This window comes from Labrys sp. E2SS-1L (genome assembly GCF_057073705.1).
Genome location: NZ_CP172712.1, coordinates 1282386 through 1301988, shown reverse-complemented (window position 1 = coordinate 1301988; position 19603 = coordinate 1282386). Strand labels below are relative to the sequence as shown.

Below are 19603 nucleotides of genomic sequence, written 5' to 3'. Positions count from 1 at the left end.
TTGCAGGAAAGATAGAGGCAGGCGAGACGCCTGCGGTCCCAGGAACCTCTCCTCACGCCATGCCGTAGCAGAAGCGCGGGATCAGACCGTTCTCGCGGGCCTCGCGTTCCAGGCCCTCCCGGAAATCGGGATGGGCGAGGCCGATCAGGGCCTTGGCGCGCTCGGCCACCGAACGCCCCTTGAGATTGACCATGCCGTATTCGGTGACGACATACATCACGTCGGTGCGCGGCGTGGTGACCACATTGCCCGGCGTCAGATTGAGCACGATACGGCTGCGGCGGTCGCCGCGCTTGTCGAAGGTCGAGGACATGCACAGGAAGGACTTGCCTCCCTTGGAGGCATAGGCGCCGCGCACGAACTGGAGCTGGCCGCCGGTGCCCGAGATATGGCGATGGCCGTCGCTCTCGGAGGCCGCCTGGCCCTGCAGATCCATCTGCGTGGTGTTGTTGATCGAGACGACATTGTCGTTCTTGGCGATGTTGTGCGGCAGATTGGTGTAGTCGACCGGATAGGATCTGAAATCGGGGTTGCGGTTGATCGCTTCATATTGGCGGCGCGAACCGGCCGCGAAGGTGAAGGCCGAGCAGCCGCGGTCGATGATCTTGCGCGCACCGGTCACCAGGCCGGCGTCATAGAGCGAGACGATGCCGTCGGTCATCATCTCGGTATGGATGCCGAGATCATGGATGCCGCTATCCTTGAGGATGGTGCAGACGGCGTTGGGCATGCCGCCGATGCCGATCTGCAGGCAGGCCCCGTCCTCTATTTCCTCGACGATACGGGCCGCGACCGCCCGGTCGATCTCGCTCGGCTCGGGATTGCCGATCTCAGGCGCCTTCTGGCCATCGCCCTCGATGATGTGGTCGACCGCGCCGACATGAACGCGGTTGCCCTCGCCATAGACCGCAGGGGTGTCCTCGTTGACCTCGACGATGATCAGGCGGGCCCGCTCGAGGATGGCCTCGACATAGGTGGCGCCGCCGCCGAAGTTGAAATAGCCCTCCGAATCCATCGGCGCCGTCTTGATCACGACGATGTCCACGGGATCGATGAAGCGGCGATAGAAGTCCGGCGCCTCGCCGAAATTGAACGGGATGTAGTTGCAGCGCCCGGCATCGTGCTGCTTGCGGTCATAACCGGAGAAGTGCCAGTTGAACCAGCCGAAATGCTCGCCATTGGGGTCGCATTCCTGGGTGGCGCGCGCCCGCATCGTGAGGCAGTGGCGGATCTTGACGTCATGGAGTTCGTCGCGCCGGGCAGCGAGGGCCACCTCGAAGGCATCGGGCTGGGTCAGTCCGAATCCGTAGTCGAGCCACATGCCGGGCTTGACCCGCGCCGCCGCCTCGGCCGCCGTGATCTTCGTCGCCTGCTTGCCCCGAAGCCCAATGGTCATGGCGCTTCCTCCCAATCGTGACGGCGCTTTGCGCCCTTTGCGTCAGCTTCCCTGACGACCACAGCGCTGTCAACCGAAGGGGAGGGACGGACATGGCTTTCCGGAAGCCGGAGCATCCCGTCCGCGGACGCGATGTGCCGATCTCCTCAACTCCGTCAGGTGATGGAGCGGGACCGGTGTCTTCCTTGAGAAAAATGCGGTGTTTCCAAAGATGCCGATCGCGCTCCATCGCCTGATGGAGCTGAGGAGATCGGCACCCCGGATATACGCCGCCGCCGAAAGGCCATTGCGTCCGCCCGCAAACTCCTCTATATCCTCCTTGAAATGAATATCACATAGTGAAATTTATTTCAACATCAAACGACAACACCGGGAAACAGCCCGGCGAACACCATCGGGAGGTGAGGATGCCCATCAGGAAATGGCTCATCGGACTGGCCGCGAGCGCGGCTTTCGTCTCCGGCGCGAGCGCGCAGGCAGACAGCAAGTTCCGCTGCAAGGAAGGCGAGACCTATGTGATGAACGTCATGGTCTCGGGGGTGGAATATTGGTTCCCGGTCTATGAGGCCTTCAAGCAGGCCGCCCAGTCGATGGGCTGCAAGACGGCCTATACCGGCACGCCGGAATATGACGTCACCAAGCAGATCGCGAGCTTCGACCAAGCCCTGGCCAAGAACCCGGCCGGCATCCTGGTGCATCCGATGAATTCGGATCCCTTCATCGAGCCGATCAACCGCGCCGTGGACTCCGGCGTTTCCGTGGTGACCTTCGCGGCCGACTCGCCCAATTCCAAGCGCGCCTCCTATGTCACCTCCGACAACAATCGGGAGGGTATCGCGGCCGCCGACATGGTCGCCAAGGCGCTGGACGGCAAGGGCGACTATGCCGTGCTGGAGAACCCAGGGCAGGACAACCACGACAAGCGCGTCGCCGCCTTCATCGCCCGCATGGGCGAGAAATATCCCGGCATGAAGCTGGTCGGCCGCGTCGCCACCAACCAGGACCCGACCAAGGCCTATCAGGCGGTGCAGTCCCTCGCCCAGGCCAATCCCAATCTTGCGGCCCTGTTCATGCCCGAGGCCAATTCGGCACTGGGGGCAGCCCAGGCTTCCCAGGAGCTCGGCGGCAAGATCAAGGTGATGACCGCCGACGTGAACGCCAAGATCCTCGACATGATCAAGGCCGGACAGGTCTTCGGCTCGGTCAATCCCAACCAGGGCATCCAGGGCTATATGGGCTTCATGCTGCTGTTCATGGCCAAGCATCCCGACCTAATCGACCCGATGAACGACTGGAAGCGCGCCGGCTACAACCCGATGGGCGTACCCTTCGTCGACAATGGCTTTGCCGTCGTCTCCAAGGACAATGCCGACGACTTCTACTGGGACGCCTATCTCAAGCGCCGCGGCACCAAGGGCATCGAGGAATAATCGGGGCCCGTCGGACCTGCCTGCAAGCGCAGTGTTCCCAGGCGGCTTTGAACTCCGGGTAGCGCGGAGCGACCCCTCATCCGCCCCTTCGGGGCACCCAGTCCACTCCAAGGGGAGTGGACGACACCCGCAAGGGGAGAAGGCGATTGGCAGTGCTGCGCCATCCAAAAGATTGCCTTCTCCCCTTGCGGGAGAAGGTGCCGGCAGGCGGATGAGGGGTTGCGTTGCCCTATCCGAACGTCAGCCCTCTCCCCCCTCACCCAGGACGAAGACCGGCCATGATCCATGATCTCGCCCTCGAAGTGACAGGCATCAGCAAGGCCTATGGCGCGATCCAGGCCCTGCGCAATGTCAGCCTCAGCGTCCGCAAGGGCGAGATCCACGCCCTCGCCGGGGAGAACGGCGCGGGCAAGTCCACGCTGATGAACATCATCGACGGTATCGTCAGGCCCGATGCCGGTGAGATCCGCATCCGCGGCGAAAAGGTCGAGATCGGCTCGCCGGCGCGGGCGCAGGCGCTCGGCATCGGCCTCGTGCACCAGGAGATCGCCTTGTGCAGCGGCATCTCGGTGGCCGAGAACATCTTCATGGCCGCGACCAACCGTCGCCAGGCCTTCTTCATGAATTATGGCGAATTGCGCGAAAAGGCCCGCGCCATCCTGGCCGAACTCGGCAGCATCGATCCCGACAGCCTCGTCAGCGACCTCACCATTTCCGAGCAGCAGATCGTCGAGATCGCCAAGGCGCTCACCCTCGACTGCTCGATCCTCATTCTCGACGAGCCGACCGCCGCGCTGACGGAGCGCGAAGCCGGCAAGCTCTTCGGCATCATGGCCGGCCTCAAGGCGCGCGGCATCTCCATCATCTATATCAGCCACCGCATGGCGGAGATCTTCGGCCATTGCGACCGCATCACGGTGCTGCGCGACGGCCAGCACGTCTCCACCGACGACATCGCGGCCATGACGCCCGAAAGCGTCGTCGGCAAGATGGTCGGCCGTGCGCTGGGCACACTCTATCCGCCGAAGAACCCGCAAAGCGCCCAAGCGCCCGCCTTGATGACGGTGGAGGGCCTCACCGACGGTGTGCGCTTCAAGGACATTTCCTTCGAACTCCGGCGTGGAGAGGTGCTGGGCGTCGCCGGGCTGATCGGCGCCGGGCGCACAGAAATGGCGCTCGGCATTTGCGGCCTGCTGCCCCGCAGCGCCGGCAGGATCCGGCTCGAGGAACGCGAGGTGACCCCCACGACCTATGCCGACAGCATCGCCAGCGGCATCGTCTATCTCTCGGAGGACCGCAAGGGATCGGGCGTTTTCCTCGATCTGCCGATCGCCGCGAATGTCTCGGCGCTTGATCTCGGCCGTGTCTCCACCCGCATCGGCTTCGTCGACCGGGCAGCCGAGCTGGAGCAGGCGCGCCGCCTCGGCGATCTCCTGCGCCTGCGCCGCGGCTCGCTGAACGATGCGGTCAGCACGCTGTCGGGCGGCAACCAGCAGAAGGTCGCCATCGCCAAGATGCTGTCGGTGGCGCCGAAGGTCATCCTGCTCGACGAGCCGACCCGCGGCGTCGATGTCGGCGCCAAGGCGGAAATCCACCGCATCCTGCGCGAGCTCGCCGACCAGGGCACCGGCATATTGGTGATCTCGTCCGAACTGCCCGAATTGATCGGCCTCGCCGACCGCATTCTCGTCATCCACGAGGGCGGGATCGTCGGCGAGGTCATGGGACCCGACATGACCGAAGACAAACTGATCCGCCTCGCATCGGGACTGAACAAAAACACCGGGAGGGCGGCATGACCGTGATGGGTGAAACCTCAGTGAACCAGAAGCACCCCGAAGCGCCGTCGCCGGCCCGTTCGAACTGGCTGCGCGGCCTCGGCAACATGCGCGAGCTCGGCCTCGTGCTGATCATCCTGGCCCTGTGCGTGGTGATGTCCTTCGCCTCGCCCTATTTCCTGACCTGGACCAATCTGCGCGCCATGACGATGTCCTTCGCCGTCGAGGGCATCGTGGTGGTCGGCATGACCGTGCTCCTGATCGTCGGCGCCATCGACCTCTCGGTCGGCTCCGTCGTCTGCTTCGCCATGGTGATCGGCGGCTGGCTCTTCCTGGCGGGTGTCGACCCCTGGCTTGCCAGCGCCATGGCCATCCTCGCCTGCTCCGCCATCGGCGCCGCCATGGCGCTGGCCGTGACGCGCATCGGCCTGCATTCCTTCATCGTCTCGCTCGCCTTCATGGTGATCGTGCGGGGCCTGTGCCTTGCGATCACCGGCGGCACGCCGCTGTCGCTGTTCTCCCTGCCGCCGAGCTTCAAGTTCGTCGGCCAGGGCTCCGTCTACGGTGTGCCCGTGGTGATCCTGATCTTCCTCATCGTGGTCGTCACCTTCGACCTGCTCCTGCGCAAGGCGACCCTGTTCCGCCGCGTCTTCTACACCGGCTCCAACGAACGGGCCGCCGCCTATTCGGGCATCCGCACCGCCCGGGTGAAGTTCTTCTGCATCGTGCTGTGCTCGACCCTGGCCGGTGTCGCCGGCGTCATCTACATGGCCCGCTTCGGGGCGGCGACGCCGACCTTCGGCGTCGGCATGGAGCTCAACATCATCGCCGCCGCCGTGATCGGCGGGGCCAGCCTCAATGGCGGCTCGGGCACCATCCTCGGCGCCATCCTCGGCATGGCGCTGCTGTCGGTGGTGTCGAGCTCGCTCATCCTTCTCGACGTCTCGCCCTACTGGCAGGACACCATACGCGGCCTGATCCTGTTTGCCGCCGTCGCCTTCGATCACCTGCTACATAAGCGCAAGCAGGCTCTGACTCGTAAGGCATAGGACAGGCATCGTGGCAAAAGACAACGAAGGCGACCAGCGGCTCCGCCGCATCCATCGGGTATTGGTCATGCATTACATCGAGGGCCTCTCGCAGGCGGAGATCGCCAAGCGCACCGGCCTGTCCCATCCGATGGTCAACCGCCTCGTCAAGGAAGGGCATGAGCGCGGCTATGTCCGGATCGAGGTGAAGTCGCCGCGCCAGGATCTGTTCGAGCTCGAACAGGCCCTGGCCGAGGCGAGCGGCCTCGCCGAGGCGATTGTGGTGCCCACCGCCTCCGACCAGGACAGCGTCAACCTCCAGGCCGCCGGCCGTTCGGTCGCCGACCATATCCTCACCGTCCTCAGGGACGGCGATACCATCTGCGTCTCCGGCGGGGTCGGCGTCAGCGCCGTGATCCAGGCCCTGGCGCCCACTCGCGCCTATGACGTCACCGTGGTGCCGGCCACCGGCGGCGTGCAGGGCAAGCATTTCGTCGACGTCAACCACCTCGCCGCCCAGCTCGCCTCCAAGCTGCAGGGACGCGCTTTCCAGATCCATGCGCCGATCTTCGCGGCCTCGCGCGCCGAGCGGGATGTGCTGATGTCGCTACAATCGGTCGGCGAAGTGCTGGACCGGGCGCGGGGCGCCCGCATCGCCTTGGTCGGCATCGGCTCGGTGCTCTCGGAAAGCTCGACCTATTTCAGCCTGCATGCCCCGGGCGCCGATGGGCTCGACGGCCTCAGGCAGAGCCGGGCGGCCGGGGAGCTGATCGCCCATCTCATCGATGCCGACGGCCGCCCCTGCCACTACCCCCTCAACGAGCGCGTCGTCGCGCTCAGCCCCGAGGAACTCAGGGCCATCCCGATGACCATCGGCATCGCCACCGGCGCCCACAAGGCCGAGCCGATCGCCGGCATCCTGCGCGGCGGCTATCTCGACATCCTCGCCACCGACGAAGCCACCGGCACCCACGTACTCGACATTCTCAAGAGGCCGACATGACCCCTCCGATTCCCTTGCGCCCACTCGGCCATTCCGACATCGCCGCCAGCGCCATCGCACTCGGCACCTGGGCCATGGGCGGCTGGATGTGGGGCGGCCATGACGACGAGGCCTCGATCGCCGCGATCCGCGCCTCCCTCGACAAGGGCGTCACGCTGATCGACACCGCCCCGGCCTATGGGCTCGGCCGGGCCGAGGCGCTGGTCGGGCAGGCCGTCAAGGGCCGCCGCCATGAAGTCGTCATCGCCACCAAATGCGGGCTCAACTGGCATCACGGCAAGGGCAATCACTTCTTCGACGAGATGGACCACAAGGTGCATCGCTATCTCGGACGCGACGGCATCCTGCACGAGATCGAGCAGAGCCTCGAACGCCTCAAGACCGACTATATCGACCTCTTCATCACCCATTGGCAGGACCCGACTACTCCGATCGCCGAGACCATGGACACGCTGCTCGAGCTGAAGCGCGCCGGCAAGATCCGCGCCATCGGCGTCAGCAACGTCAGCGCCGACGACCTCACGGCCTATCTCGCCGCCGGGCCGGTCGATGCCATCCAGGAACGCTATTCGATGCTCGACCGCGAGATCGAAACCAGCCTCCTGCCTGTCAGCACGGCCCACGGCGTCTCCACGCTCAGCTATTCCTCGCTGGCGCTGGGCCTGCTCACCGGCAAGATCGGGCCGGAGCGTGACTTCGCCGGCGATGACCTGCGCAAGGACAATCCGCGCTTTTCGCGCGACAACCGCGCCCGCGTCGCCGATTTCGCCGCCGCGGTGGCCCCGATCGCCTCCACCCACGGCGCGACGATCGCCCAGCTCGTGATCGCCTGGACCATCGCCCAGCCAGGCATCACCTATGCCCTGTGCGGCGCACGCGACGAAAAGCAGGCCAGCGAGAATGCCGCCGCCGGGCGGCTCGACCTGTCGGCTGACGACCTCGCCGCTATCGATGACGCCATCGCGGCCCATCTTGCCGCCGTCACGGCCTGACAGGGTGGAGTTGGTGGCATGACGCCTAAACCAGGCCATGGCGACGCCAGCTGGCGAGGCTCTTCGGGGGGCGGGCCTTCAGACCCGGCTGCAAACACCACGCTCGCAGGCGGGTCTGAAGACCCGCCCCCCAGGGTCGGTACGAGCCGGGCGGAACGGCTCGACAGGCTGCGCGCGAAAGGCCGCATTGCGGTCCTCGTGGTCGGCGGCGGCATCAACGGCATCAGCACCTTTCGCGAACTCGCTTTGCAGGGGATCGACACCGTGCTCGTCGAGCGCGGGGATTTCATGAGCGGGGCCAGCGCGGCGCCGTCCCGCATGATCCATGGCGGGCTGCGCTACCTGGAGAATGGCGAATTCGGACTGGTGAAGGAGTCCCTGCTGGAGCGCAACCGCCTCCTGCGCAACGCGCCCCATTACGTCAGCGCGCTGCCGACCCTGATCCCGCTGGCCGATCGTTTCTCCGGCACGCTGTCGGCGGCGCGCCGCTTTCTCGGCGGGCGGCCGAAGCCGGGACCGCGCGGCGCCCTGATCGTGCGGCTGGGGCTCGCCCTCTACGATTTCTATGCCCGCCGCGAACGCCAATTGCCGAAGAGCCGTTTCTTCGGCCGCCGCGCCACCCGCTTTAACTGGCCCGACTTCCATCCCGACATCAACTATGCCGCCCTTTATCACGATGCCAAGATCAGCCGGCCGGAGCAGCTCGGCCTCGAACTGATCGCCGATGCCGAGTCGGCCTGCCCCCAGGCGCTGGCGCTCAACCATCTCGGCCTCGCCAGGCTGGACGGCACCATCGCCGAACTCACCGACAGCCTGACCGGCGAGCGCATCACCCTCACCGCCGAGGTGATCGTCAATGCCAGCGGGGCCTGGATCGACCAGACCAACGCCCTGATCTCAGGCCGGCAGACCGCGCTGATCGGCGGCACCAAGGGCTCCCATCTCGTCCTCGACAGCCCCGCCCTCCTCGAGGCCATCGGCGAGCGCATGGTCTATTTCGCCAATCGCGAAGGGCGCGTGTGCATCCTGTTCGCCCATTTCGGCCATATCCTCGCCGGATCGACCGACATCCGCGTCGACACGCCCGATGGCGTGCGCTGCGAGGCCAGCGAAACCGCCTATATCCTGGAGTCGATCCGCGAGGTCTTCCCCGGCATCGCTTTGTCGGAAGTCGACATCCTGTTCCGCTTCGCCGGCGTGCGTCCTTTGCCGCGGGCCGATGCGAATGTGAATGCCGAGATCTCGCGCGATCATAGCTGCGAATGGTCGACGCCTCCCGGGCCGGTTCCCGTCCTCAACCTCGTCGGCGGCAAGTGGACGACCTTCCGTGCCTTCGGTGCCCAGGCCGCGGATACGGTGCTGGCCCGCCTCGGGACAGACCGCACGCGTTCGAGCGAGGCCTTGGCGATCGGCGGCGGCAAGGGCTTCCCGCAAGGCGAGGCCGAACGCCGGGACTGGCTGCGCCAGGTTGCCATCTCGACAGGGACTTCGGAAGAGCGCTGCGCCGCCTTGTTCGAGCGCTACGGCACGCGCATGCTCGATTTCATGCCCGGCGCCGACGATGCCCTCCTCGCCTCGCTACCAAGCTACAGCCGCGACGAGGTCCGTTGGATCCTCGCCACCGGTCAGGTCGCCACCCTGGCCGACCTGGTGCTGCGGCGCATGACCATCGCCTTCAGCGGCGAGCTGTCGCTCGACACCATCCACGAATTGGCCGCGCTGGCGGCTTCCCCTCTGGGCTGGAGCCAGACGCAGACCCAAGCCGAGATCGACCGGCTGCTCACCCATCTCGATCACCATCACGGCCTCGCGGCGACGACGCTCGTGGCCCGCAACTCTTCACTTCCGGCCCCTCTTTTACCCTCCCCTGTAGGGGGAGGGTCGACGCGAAGCGTCGGGGTGGGGTGATTTCTTGGCGAGGAAGTTTCTCCTCCCTGCCCCTTTGCCGATTCCACCCCACCCCGGCCCTATGGGCCGACCCTCCCCCTCCAGGGGAGGGTAAAGAAAACCACAGGGAAGGCCCATGTATCTCACCAAGAAAGTCCGGATGAACCGCCTGTTCGGCGCCGGCAAATGTCTTGACGTCGCCATCGACCACGGCGTGTGCAACGAGCCGTCCTTCCTCGACGGGCTGGAGGACATGGACAAGGTCGTGCGCATGCTGGCCGATGCCGGCCCCGATGCCATCCAGATGAATTACGGCCAGGCCGACCTGCTGCAGGAGATCCCGGGCAAGCACAAGCCTGCTTTGGTGATGCGCATCGACATGGGCAATCCCTATAACCGCCAGCGCCATCGCGAGATGTGGGCCCTCCTGCAGAACGCGCAGGATCCGATCGCCCCGGCGCTGCGCATGGATGCGGCCTGCGTGGTGGTCAATCTCTTCATGCTGCCGGACGAGCCCGGCCTGTTCCGGCAATGCATCGAGAATATTTCGCGCGTGGCCCAGGATTGCGAGAAATACGGCATGCCGCTGATGATCGAGCCTTTGGTCATGCAGCCTGCCAGCGAACGCGGCGGCTATCTCGTCGATGGCGACGCCGAAAAGATCGTGACATTGGTGCGCCTTGCCCGCGAACTCGGCGCCGATATCGTCAAGGCCGACCCGACCAGCGATCCCGCCGATTTCCATCGCGTGGTCGAGGCCGCCCGCTGCCCCGTGCTGGTGCGCGGCGGCGGCAAGGCGGATCTACGCCAGGTCTTCGCCAATTCCCACGCTTTGATGCGCCAGGGCGCGCATGGCATGGTCTATGGCCGCAACATCTACCAGCACGACAACCCGGCCCGCGTGGTCAAGGCCCTGATGGCGATGATCCATCAGGGCGCCGACGATGGTGAGGCCTGGGCCATCTACGAGGCCGCAGCGTGACGCGCCATCTCCTCGGCATCGATGCCGGCAATACCGTGGTCAAGGCCGTCCTGTTCGACCTCGAAGGACGGGTCCTGGCGCGGGCAGCGCTGGACGGCCAGTCGCGACAGCCCCAGCCCGGCTATGTCGAGCGCGACATCGCCGAACTCTGGGCCAATGCCGCCACGGTGATCCGGCGCTGCCTCATGGAGGCCGGCGTCGAGGGCAAGGACGTCATCGGCATCGGCACGGCCGGCCACGGCAACGGTCTCTATCTCATCGACGGGGATGACCAGCCCCTCATCGGCATCCAGTCGATCGACAACCGAGCCGCCGGCCTCGCCGCCGAACTGCGCGCCTCGCCGGCTGCCGACGCCCTCTATCCGCTCTGCCTGCAGCGGCCCTGGCCGGCGCAGACGGCGACACTGTTGCTCTGGCTGAAGCAGAACCGCCCCGATCTCTATGCCAGGGCCAGCACCGCCTTCCTGTGCAAGGATGCGCTGACTCTGCTGCTCACCGGCAGGCTCGTCTCCGATTTTTCGGACATGAGCGGCGCCGGCCTGCTGCGCCTGCCCGAACGGCGCTATGATGAGACCTTGCTCGACGGCTATGGCCTCGGCGATGCTGCGGGACTGCTGCCCGATCTCATCGAATCCGAAGCATCGGTAGGCCGCGTGACCGCCCACGCCGCGGCGGCCACCGGCCTCGCCGAGGGAACGCCTGTCGCCGCCGGCTTCTTCGACATCATCGCCTCGATGATCGGCTCCGGCGTCAACACGCCCGGCGAGGCGGCGATCGTGGCCGGCACCTGGAGCATCAACCAGGTGGTGCGCGAGACGCCGCTGATCGACAACACCATCTTCCACGCCTCGACCTGGCGCCCGGACCGCTATGTCGCGGTCGAATCCAGCGCCACCTCGGCCGTCAATCTCGAATGGTTCGTACGCGAGTTCGGCGGCGGGCACGGTCCGGCCGCGTTCGAGGCCTGCAATGGGCTGGTGGCATCGGTTGCCCCGCATCCGGAGCTGCCGCTGTTCCTGCCCTTCCTGTTCGGCGCGTCCACCCATCCCGATGCACGCGGCGCCTTCATCGGCCTCGCCGGCTGGCACGGCAAAGCGGAGATGCTCCACGCGCTCTATGAGGGCGTAGTCTTCGAACATCGCCGCCATATCGAGCGCCTGCGCCGCGCCGGGGCGGAAATCACCCGCGCCTCGCTGTCCGGCGGCGGCTCGCGTAGCCCGGTCTGGTGCCAGATGTTCGCTGACATCCTCGACCTGCCGGTCACCGTGGCCGAATGCCAGGAAACCGGTGCGCTGGGCGCGGCGATCGCGGCGGGCGTCGCAGCCGGAACCTTTGCAACGCTCGACGACGGCATCGCCGCCATGGTGCGCCAGGCCGCTCAGTACCAGCCCCGCACCGCGGACAGGGCGCTGGTGGAGGCGCGCTACCGCCTCTATTGCGGCCTCGCGGAGACCATGCCCGAACACTGGAAACGCTATCGCGAGGGCGCATGAACGAACGTCACGATAGCGAACGCATCGATCTCGGTGCCTATGACTATGTCGTCGTCGGCGCCGGCTCCGGCGGCTGCGTGCTGGCCAACCGGCTCTCCGCCGATCCCAAGGCCAGGGTGCTGCTGCTCGAAGCCGGCGGCTCGGACCGCTATCACTGGATCCACATCCCGGTCGGCTATCTCTATTGCATGGGCAATCCGCGCACCGACTGGGGCTACAGGACCGTGGCCGAGCCGGGCCTGAACGGGCGCAGCCTCGCCTATCCGCGCGGGCGGGTGATGGGCGGCTGCTCCTCGATCAACGGCATGATCTACATGCGCGGCCAGGCCGCCGACTATGACCAATGGCAGCAGCTCGGCAATGCCGGCTGGGGCTGGGACGATGTACTGCCGCTGTTCCGGCGTTCGGAGAACCACCATGCGGGGAGCGCGGCCTTTCATGGTTCGGAGGGCGAGCTGCGCGTCGAGCGCCAGCGCCTGTCCTGGCCGATCCTGGACTCGGTGCGCGAGGCGGCCGAGGAACTCGGCGTGCCCCAGATCGACGATTTCAATGCCGGCGACAACACCGGCTCGGCCTATTTCGAGGTCAACCAGAAGGCCGGCTTTCGCTTCAATGCCGTCAGGGCCTTCATCAACCCCGTCCGGCATCGCAAGAACCTCACCATCCTCACCAGGGCGATGGCCGAGCGCATCCGCTTCGCGAACGGACGTGCCGAGGGCCTCGAATTGAGGCTTGATGGCAAGCCCGCCCACGTCTCGATCAGGCGCGAGCTGGTGCTGGCGGCCGGCGCCATCGGCACGCCGCAGCTCCTGCAGCTTTCCGGCGTCGGCCCGGCGGCGCTGCTGGCCAGGCACGGCATCCCGCTCGTGCTGGAGGCGCCCGGGGTCGGCGAGAACCTGCAGGACCATCTGCAGATCCGCACCGTGTTCAAGATCAGCGGCGCACGCACCCTGAACGAATGGCAGGCCTCGCTGCTGGGCAAGGCCGAGATCACCCTCACCTATGCCCTCAAGCGTTCGGGGCCGATGGCGATGGCACCGAGCCAGCTCGGCATCTTCATGAAGTCTGATCCGCGCTTCTGCAGCGCCAATATCGAGTTCCACGTCCAGCCCCTGTCGCTCGACGCCTTCGGTTCGCCGCTGCATCCTTTTCCGGCCATCACCGTCTCGGTCTGCAATCTCCGGCCGGAGGCACGCGGCCATGTCCGCATCGTCTCGCCGGATGCCCGGACCCATCCCGAAATCGCCCCGAACTACCTCTCGACCGAGGGGGACCGCGCCGTCGCGGCCGATTCGATCCGCGCAGCCCGCCGCCTGATGGCGACGAAGCGTATGCAGGCCTTCCGGCCGGAAGAACTGAAGCCCGGGCCGGCGATCCAGTCGGCCGAGGATCTCGCCAAGGCTGCCGGCGACATCGCCACCACCATCTTCCATCCGGTCGGCACGGCCCGCATGGGCAGCGATGCGGCAGCCGTGGTCGATCCCGAGCTGCGCCTGCGCGGTATGTCCGGCCTGCGCATCGCCGATGCCTCTGTCATGCCGACCATCGTTTCCGGCAATACCCATGCCCCCGTGGTGATGATTGCCGAGAAGGCCTCCGACATGATCGCGGCGGCCTGGCGGGAGTGAGGCGACGCGACGACCCCTTTGGGGGGTCCTGGTGCCCTGGCCAGAAAAGTCAAGGAAACCTCGACCTTTGTCATCACCGGGCTTGTCCCGGTGATCTAGGGCCCACATTCTCCGCGAATTGCAGCAGCTGGATGCCCGGGACGGGCCCGGGCATGACAAAGGTTGAGCCTTTCTCGGTTCTGTTGCGAGTTTTGAGTCAGTATTTCAGACCCGGCTCTTTCTTAGAGTTAGCGATGCAGGCGGGTCTGAAGACCCGCCCCCCTAAAGAGTGCCGCAGCCTTCTTCCAAAATAATGCGACAATCCTTCGCTCTGGACGCAGGCCGATTCCGGGTCTAACCTTGGAATCGTTCCGAGGGGTGTCCTGCGCAAGCGGGGCTGAGATGGCCTAGAGCCGAACCCTTCGAACCTGATCCGGGTCATGCCGGCGAAGGGACGGGAACAGGGCTTTGGCGCTAGAAATTGGCTCCAGGTCCCGGAATTGGCTGAGATGCCGGTTCTGCCCAGACAATCGTCGCCCCGGATCTCCATGACTCGCAACGAGGAGGAGATCCATGAATATCCAAAATCCCAAGACCAAGATCGCCGCGCCCCAAAGCGTGACCACCGGTCCCATTGCCGGCTCCCGCAAGGTCTATGCGGCCCCCGCTTCGCATCCTGAGATGCGGGTGCCCTTCCGCGAGATCGCGCTGAGCGACGCGTCGCTCGCTCCCATCCGCGTCTACGATCCCTCCGGCCCCTACACCGAGGACGGCGCCAGCATCGATCTGCAGCAGGGCTTGCCGACCCTGCGCGAAGGCTGGATCGCCGGCCGCGGCTTCGGTGCGATCGAGGGCCGTACCGTTAGACCTGAGGACAATGGCAATGTCTCCGCCGACCGGCTGGTGGCGCCCTGCCCCGCCGAACGCAAGCTGCGTCGCGGCGCCGACGGCCAGCTTGTCACCCAATATGAGTTCGCCAAGGCCGGCATCGTCACCGAGGAGATGGTCTACGCCGCCTTCCGCGAGAACCTCGCCCGCGAGAAGGCCCTCGAAGGCGCGGCCGGGCGCCGGGCAGACGGCGAGGATTTCGGTGCGGCCATTCCCGAGTTCGTCACGCCGGAATTCGTGCGCGACGAAATCGCCCTGGGCCGGGCCATCCTACCCGCCAACATCAACCATCTCGAACTCGAGCCGATGGTGATCGGCCGCAACTTCCTGGTGAAGGTCAACGCCAATATCGGCAACTCGGCCGTCACCTCCGGCGCCGCCGAGGAAGTGGAGAAGCTGGTCTGGGCCACGCGCTGGGGCGCCGATACGGTGATGGACCTCTCCACCGGACGCAACATCCACAACATCCGCTCCTGGATCCTGCGCAACTCGCCGGTGCCGATCGGCACGGTGCCGATCTACCAGGCGCTGGAGAAGGTCGACGGCGATCCCTTGAAGCTCGACTGGGAAGTCTTCAAGGATACGCTGATCGAGCAGGCCGAGCAGGGCGTCGACTATTTCACCATCCATGCCGGCGTTCGCCTCGCCCATGTGCCGCTCACCGCCAGCCGCGTCACCGGCATCGTCTCGCGCGGCGGCTCGATCATGGCGCGCTGGTGCCTGGCCGGGCATCGCGAGAGCTTCCTCTATGAGCATTTCGGCGACATCTGCGACATCATGCGCCGCTATGACGTCTCCTTCTCGCTCGGCGACGGCTTGCGTCCCGGCTCGATCGCCGATGCCAACGACGCCGCCCAGTTCGCCGAACTGGAGACGCTGGGCGAACTGACCAAGATCGCCTGGGACAGGGGCTGCCAGGTGATGATCGAGGGGCCGGGCCATGTGCCTATGCACAAGATCAAGCAGAACATGGACAAGCAGCTTGCCGCCTGCGGCGAGGCTCCCTTCTACACGCTCGGGCCGCTGACGACCGACATTGCGCCGGGCTATGATCACATCACCTCCGGCATCGGCGCGGCGATGATCGGCTGGTTCGGCACGGCGATGCTCTGCTACGTCACGCCCAAGGAGCATCTCGGCCTGCCCAACCGCGACGACGTCAAGACCGGCGTGATCACCTATCGCATCGCCGCCCATGCCGCCGATCTCGCCAAGGGCCATCCCGCCGCCAAGGTCCGCGACGACGCCCTGTCGCAGGCCCGCTTCGACTTCCGCTGGGAGGACCAGTTCAACCTCTCCCTCGATCCGGATACGGCGCGCGCCTATCACGACGAGACCTTGCCCAAGGATGTGCACAAGGTCGCGCATTTCTGCTCGATGTGCGGGCCGAAATTCTGCTCGATGAAGATCACGCAGGATCTTCGCGACGAGGTGCGGGCGATGGAGGAAGCCGCGCGGCAGGGCATGGCGGAAAAATCGCGCGAATTCCTCGAACAGGGCGGGGCCCTCTATGTCCCGGCCGAATGACGTCAAGCGCGTCACCGTGGTGGGGGCCGGCGTCGCCGGCCTCGTCACGGCGATGGAATGCGCGGCGCGAGGCGCCGAGGTCGAGATCCTGGAGCGCAGCGAGGTCCTGGGTGTCCAGGCCTGTTCCTGGCTGGCCGGCGGTATGCTCGCGCCCTGGTGCGAACGAGAAAGCGCCGAGATCGAGGTCGAGCGGCGCGGCGAACTCGCGCTCGCCTGGTGGCCGCGCCATGTGCGGGAAACCGTGCAGCGCGGCACGCTGGTGGTCGCTCCCGCCCGCGACGGCAGCGAGATTGCCCGTTTCGCCCGCCGTACGAAGGCGCATGTCCCGGTAGACGTATCAGGCATCGCCACGCTCGAGCCGGACCTTGCCGGCCGCTTCCACCAGGGCCTGTTCTTTCCGCGCGAAGCCCATCTCGACCCGAGACGGGCGCTGCAGGTGCTGGCCGGGCGCCTCGCCGACCTCGGCGTCGCCATCCGCTTCGGGATCGAAGCCGAGCCGCACGCCCTCGATGCGGATGCCGTGATCGACTGCCGCGGCTTTGCTGCGCGCGCCGAACTGCCCGATCTGCGCGGTGTCCGGGGCGAGGCCATCGTAGTCCACGCGCCGGGCGTCACCCTCTCCCGGCCCGTGCGTTTCCTGCACCCGCGTTTTCCGCTCTATATCGTGCCGCGCGCCGACCATCGCTTCATGATCGGCGCCACCATGATCGAGAGCGAGCATAGGGGGCCGCCGACCCTGCGCTCGACCATGGAACTGATTGCAGCCGCCTTCAGCCTGCATCCGGCCTTCGGCGAGGCCGAAATCCTCGAGCTCGAAGCCGGACTGCGCCCCGCCTTTCCCGACAATCTGCCGCGCCTCACCGTGGTCGGGCGCGTCATCTCGCTCAACGGCCTGTTCCGCCACGGTTTCCTGCTCTCGCCGGCCCTGGCCCAGGAAGCCGCCGACCGAATCCTGCCCGTGCGGACAGCCCAGCAAGGAGTTTGCGCATGACCTTGACCGTCAACGGCGAACGCCAGGAAACCGAGGCCGCCACCCTCGCCCGCCTGCTCGAGGCGCTCGAACTCGGCGACAGCGTGGTGGCCACCGCCCTGAATGGCCGCTTCGTCAGGGCCGTCGATCGCGATCGGACCGCCCTCAAGGACGGCGATGCAGTCGAGATTCTCGCGCCCCGGCAGGGAGGGTGACGGAGCGCGGACATCACAGCGACATGCAGACATGTCGCGATGTCCGCTCTTCCCTTTTCACGACGCGTTGCGGTTCAAGAGCGGACGAGACGTCCGCGCACCCGGAAATGACACCATGACCGACACCCTCATTTTCTACGACACCCCCTTCACCTCCCGCCTGCTGCTCGGCACGGCGCAATATCCCTCGCCCGCCATTCTCGCCGAGGCCGTGCGCGCGTCCGGGGCCGGCATCGTTACCGTCTCGTTGCGCCGGGAGTCCGGCGGGGAGCGCAGCGGCCAGAGCTTCTGGGGCCTGATCCGCGAGCTCGGCGTCAAGGTGCTGCCCAACACCGCCGGCTGCCATAGCGTGAAGGAAGCGGTGACGACGGCGCAGATGGCACGCGAAGTCTTCGGCACGAGCTGGATCAAGCTGGAGGTGATCGGCGACGCCGATACCTTGCAGCCCGATGTCTTCGGCCTGGTGGAGGCGGCCCGCATCCTCGTCTCCGAAGGCTTCGAGGTATTCCCCTACACCACCGAGGACCTGGTGGTGGCCGAACGCCTGGTCGACGCCGGCTGCCGGGTGCTGATGCCCTGGGGCGCACCGATCGGCTCGGGGCGCGGTCTCAACAATGTCTATGGGCTGCGCAGCATGCGGGCGCATTTCCCCGGCATTCCGCTGGTGGTCGATGCCGGCATCGGCACGCCATCGCACGCGGCGCATGCCATGGAACTCGGCTATGACGCGGTGCTGCTCAACACCGCCGTCGCCAAGGCGGGCGATCCCGCCGGCATGGCGCGGGCCTTTGCGCTTGGCATCGAGGCCGGGCGCCTCGCCTTCCTTGCCGACCCCATGTTGCCGCGCGACATGGCAGCCCCCTCGACACCAGTCTTCGGCCAGGCAAATCTGGATTCGGTGGTGCTGGCATGAGCATCATCGACACTATCTGGCGGCTCGATCCCTTCTATCCCGTGGTCGACAGCGTCGACTGGGTCGAGCGACTGGTAAAGCAGGGCACGAAACTGGTGCAGCTGCGCATCAAGGATCGCGACGACGAGACTGTTATGCCCGAGATCCGCGCAGCCTTGACGGTCTGCCGCGCCTATGGCGCCGATCTGGTGGTCAACGATTATTGGCGGGCGGCCATCGCGGCCGGTGCCGATTTCCTCCATCTCGGCCAGGGCGACCTCGACACTGCCGACCTCGCCGCCATCCGCGCTGCAGGGCTGAAGCTCGGCATCTCGACGCATGACCACGCCGAGCTCGCGCGCGCGCTCGCGCGCGATCCTGATTATGTGGCGCTGGGGCCGATCTATCCCACCACGCTCAAGGTGATGCCTTTCGCTCCGCAGGGGCTGGAGCGCATCGGCGAATGGAAAAAGCTGATCGGCGACCTGCCGCTGGTCGCCATCGGCGGCATCACCCTCGAACGGGCGCCGGCCTGCCTCGCCGCCGGGGCCGACGTCATCGCCATGGTCAGCGACGTTGTCAGGCATCCCGATCCGGACGCTCGTACCCAAGCCTGGTTGGCCGCGACCCGGCCGGCTTCGGTCAGGACATGACGGCAATCGCGCTCAGCATTGCCGGTTCCGATTCGGGCGGCGGAGCCGGTATCCAGGCCGACCTTGCCGCCTTTCGCGCCTTCGGCGTGTTCGGCACCACTGTTATCACCGCCGTGACGGCGCAGAACACCCGCGGCATCAGCGCCATCCATGCAGTCCCGCCGGACGTGCTCGCTGCACAGCTCGATGCCGTGCTCGACGATTTCGAGGTCAGAGCCATCAAGATCGGCATGGTGCCGAGCGCCGGGCACGCGCGCGCCATCGCCGAAAGGCTGACAGGCTTGGGATTGCCCATCGTGCTCGATCCGGTGATGTCGGCGAGCACCGGCCGGCTGCTGGGCGAGACGGGGACGCTCGCGGCCCTCAAGGCCGATCTCCTGCCGCTCGCCACCTGCCTGACGCCAAATCTGCCGGAAGCGGCAATCCTGTTGAACGAGGCATTGGCGGAGAGCGAAGCGCAAATGATCGAGCAAGCCCAGGCCCTTCTCGAGTTCGGTCCGCGGGCAGTCCTGCTGAAGGGGGGACATGGCCATCTCGGCGAGGCGGTCGACATTCTCGCTACCCGCGATGATACCCGGCGCTTTGCCGGAGCCTGGGTCAGAACCCCAAACCTGCATGGGACGGGCTGCGCGCTCTCTTCGGCCATTGCCGCCAACCTCGCGGGCGGCCGCACACTCGCCGCCTCGGTTGGACGCGCCAAGGAATGGCTGGCGGATTGCCTGAAAGCCGGAATCAAGCTCCAAATCGGGTGTGGCTGTGGCCCTGCCGTGCCTTTTTGAGAGAAAATCGAACAGCCATGCAAAAGATGCAGTCCTGCCCTCTCATTGCAGCAAAGCAATCCCACGCCACATTCCGCCCCACA

At 66.3% G+C, this 19603-nt stretch carries 16 protein-coding genes and 1 riboswitch; of the genes, 15 read left to right on the top strand and 1 reads right to left on the bottom strand.

Translation table 11 applies throughout. The features are described from left to right. Positions 1 to 52: 52 nt before the first annotated feature. Positions 53 to 1396 (bottom strand): acetyl-CoA hydrolase/transferase family protein, encoded by a 1344-nt coding sequence (locus ACIGJE_RS05895; protein WP_367623822.1) that lies wholly within the window; start codon positions 1394 to 1396, stop codon positions 53 to 55. A gap of 518 nt (positions 1397 to 1914) precedes the next feature. On the opposite strand from ACIGJE_RS05895, the gene ACIGJE_RS05890 reads away from it, so the two are divergent. The 15 genes from ACIGJE_RS05890 to thiD all read left to right on the top strand — a co-directional run bounded on the left by ACIGJE_RS05890 (position 1915) and on the right by thiD (position 19520). Continuing rightward, complete coding sequence (locus ACIGJE_RS05890) at positions 1915 to 2826, top strand: substrate-binding domain-containing protein (protein ID WP_394312734.1); 912 nt, start codon at positions 1915 to 1917, stop codon at positions 2824 to 2826. A gap of 281 nt (positions 2827 to 3107) precedes the next feature. Continuing rightward, positions 3108 to 4625 (top strand): sugar ABC transporter ATP-binding protein, encoded by a 1518-nt coding sequence (locus ACIGJE_RS05885; RefSeq protein WP_483680212.1) that lies wholly within the window; start codon positions 3108 to 3110, stop codon positions 4623 to 4625. Between the two features lie 86 nt (positions 4626 to 4711). Continuing rightward, a complete protein-coding gene (locus ACIGJE_RS05880; protein ID WP_440727280.1) occupies positions 4712 to 5653 on the top strand; it encodes an ABC transporter permease in 942 nt (313 codons plus the stop codon). A 10-nt stretch (positions 5654 to 5663) separates the two neighbouring features. Then, positions 5664 to 6635, top strand: coding sequence for a sugar-binding transcriptional regulator (locus ACIGJE_RS05875; RefSeq protein WP_483679547.1), 972 nt, complete (start codon positions 5664 to 5666; stop codon positions 6633 to 6635). Beyond that, positions 6632 to 7627: an aldo/keto reductase gene (locus tag ACIGJE_RS05870; RefSeq protein WP_483679545.1), complete on the top strand. Its 996-nt coding sequence runs from the start codon at positions 6632 to 6634 to the stop codon at positions 7625 to 7627. Before ACIGJE_RS05875 ends, ACIGJE_RS05870 begins: the two co-directional genes overlap by 4 nt. Before the next feature lie 18 nt (positions 7628 to 7645). Next, the gene (locus tag ACIGJE_RS05865) at positions 7646 to 9535 is read left to right on the top strand and encodes a glycerol-3-phosphate dehydrogenase/oxidase (RefSeq protein WP_483679542.1); all 1890 of its coding nucleotides are present in this window, start codon (positions 7646 to 7648) and stop codon (positions 9533 to 9535) included. A gap of 115 nt (positions 9536 to 9650) precedes the next feature. Further along, entirely contained in the window at positions 9651 to 10496 is an 846-nt protein-coding gene (locus ACIGJE_RS05860) for a class I fructose-bisphosphate aldolase (protein WP_311939161.1), read from the top strand. After that, positions 10493 to 11989, top strand: coding sequence for an FGGY-family carbohydrate kinase (locus ACIGJE_RS05855; protein ID WP_483679540.1), 1497 nt, complete (start codon positions 10493 to 10495; stop codon positions 11987 to 11989). Before ACIGJE_RS05860 ends, ACIGJE_RS05855 begins: the two co-directional genes overlap by 4 nt. Beyond that, positions 11986 to 13617, top strand: a complete 1632-nt coding sequence (locus ACIGJE_RS05850; protein ID WP_483679538.1) for a GMC family oxidoreductase — start codon at positions 11986 to 11988, stop codon at positions 13615 to 13617. The genes ACIGJE_RS05855 and ACIGJE_RS05850 overlap by 4 nt, the downstream gene beginning before the upstream one ends. Before the next feature lie 343 nt (positions 13618 to 13960). Then, positions 13961 to 14068, top strand: a riboswitch (TPP riboswitch). A 101-nt stretch (positions 14069 to 14169) separates the two neighbouring features. Further along, the gene (thiC, locus tag ACIGJE_RS05845) at positions 14170 to 16011 is read left to right on the top strand and encodes a phosphomethylpyrimidine synthase ThiC (protein ID WP_311939155.1); all 1842 of its coding nucleotides are present in this window, start codon (positions 14170 to 14172) and stop codon (positions 16009 to 16011) included. Next, positions 15995 to 17002, top strand: coding sequence for a glycine oxidase ThiO (thiO, locus tag ACIGJE_RS05840; RefSeq protein WP_311939153.1), 1008 nt, complete (start codon positions 15995 to 15997; stop codon positions 17000 to 17002). The genes thiC and thiO overlap by 17 nt, the downstream gene beginning before the upstream one ends. After that, positions 16999 to 17196, top strand: a complete 198-nt coding sequence (gene thiS / locus ACIGJE_RS05835; protein WP_311939151.1) for a sulfur carrier protein ThiS — start codon at positions 16999 to 17001, stop codon at positions 17194 to 17196. Before thiO ends, thiS begins: the two co-directional genes overlap by 4 nt. Before the next feature lie 115 nt (positions 17197 to 17311). Further along, positions 17312 to 18109 carry a thiazole synthase gene (locus ACIGJE_RS05830; RefSeq protein WP_311939149.1) on the top strand — a complete coding sequence of 266 codons (798 nt, stop codon included), beginning with the start codon at positions 17312 to 17314 and terminating at the stop codon, positions 18107 to 18109. After that, on the top strand, positions 18106 to 18741 hold the full coding sequence (locus tag ACIGJE_RS05825) for a thiamine phosphate synthase (RefSeq protein ID WP_415082517.1): 636 nt from the start codon (positions 18106 to 18108) through the stop codon (positions 18739 to 18741). The genes ACIGJE_RS05830 and ACIGJE_RS05825 overlap by 4 nt, the downstream gene beginning before the upstream one ends. Continuing rightward, the gene (thiD, locus tag ACIGJE_RS05820; RefSeq protein WP_367623812.1) at positions 18738 to 19520 is read left to right on the top strand and encodes a bifunctional hydroxymethylpyrimidine kinase/phosphomethylpyrimidine kinase; all 783 of its coding nucleotides are present in this window, start codon (positions 18738 to 18740) and stop codon (positions 19518 to 19520) included. Before ACIGJE_RS05825 ends, thiD begins: the two co-directional genes overlap by 4 nt. The last annotated feature ends 83 nt before the right edge of the window (positions 19521 to 19603 follow it).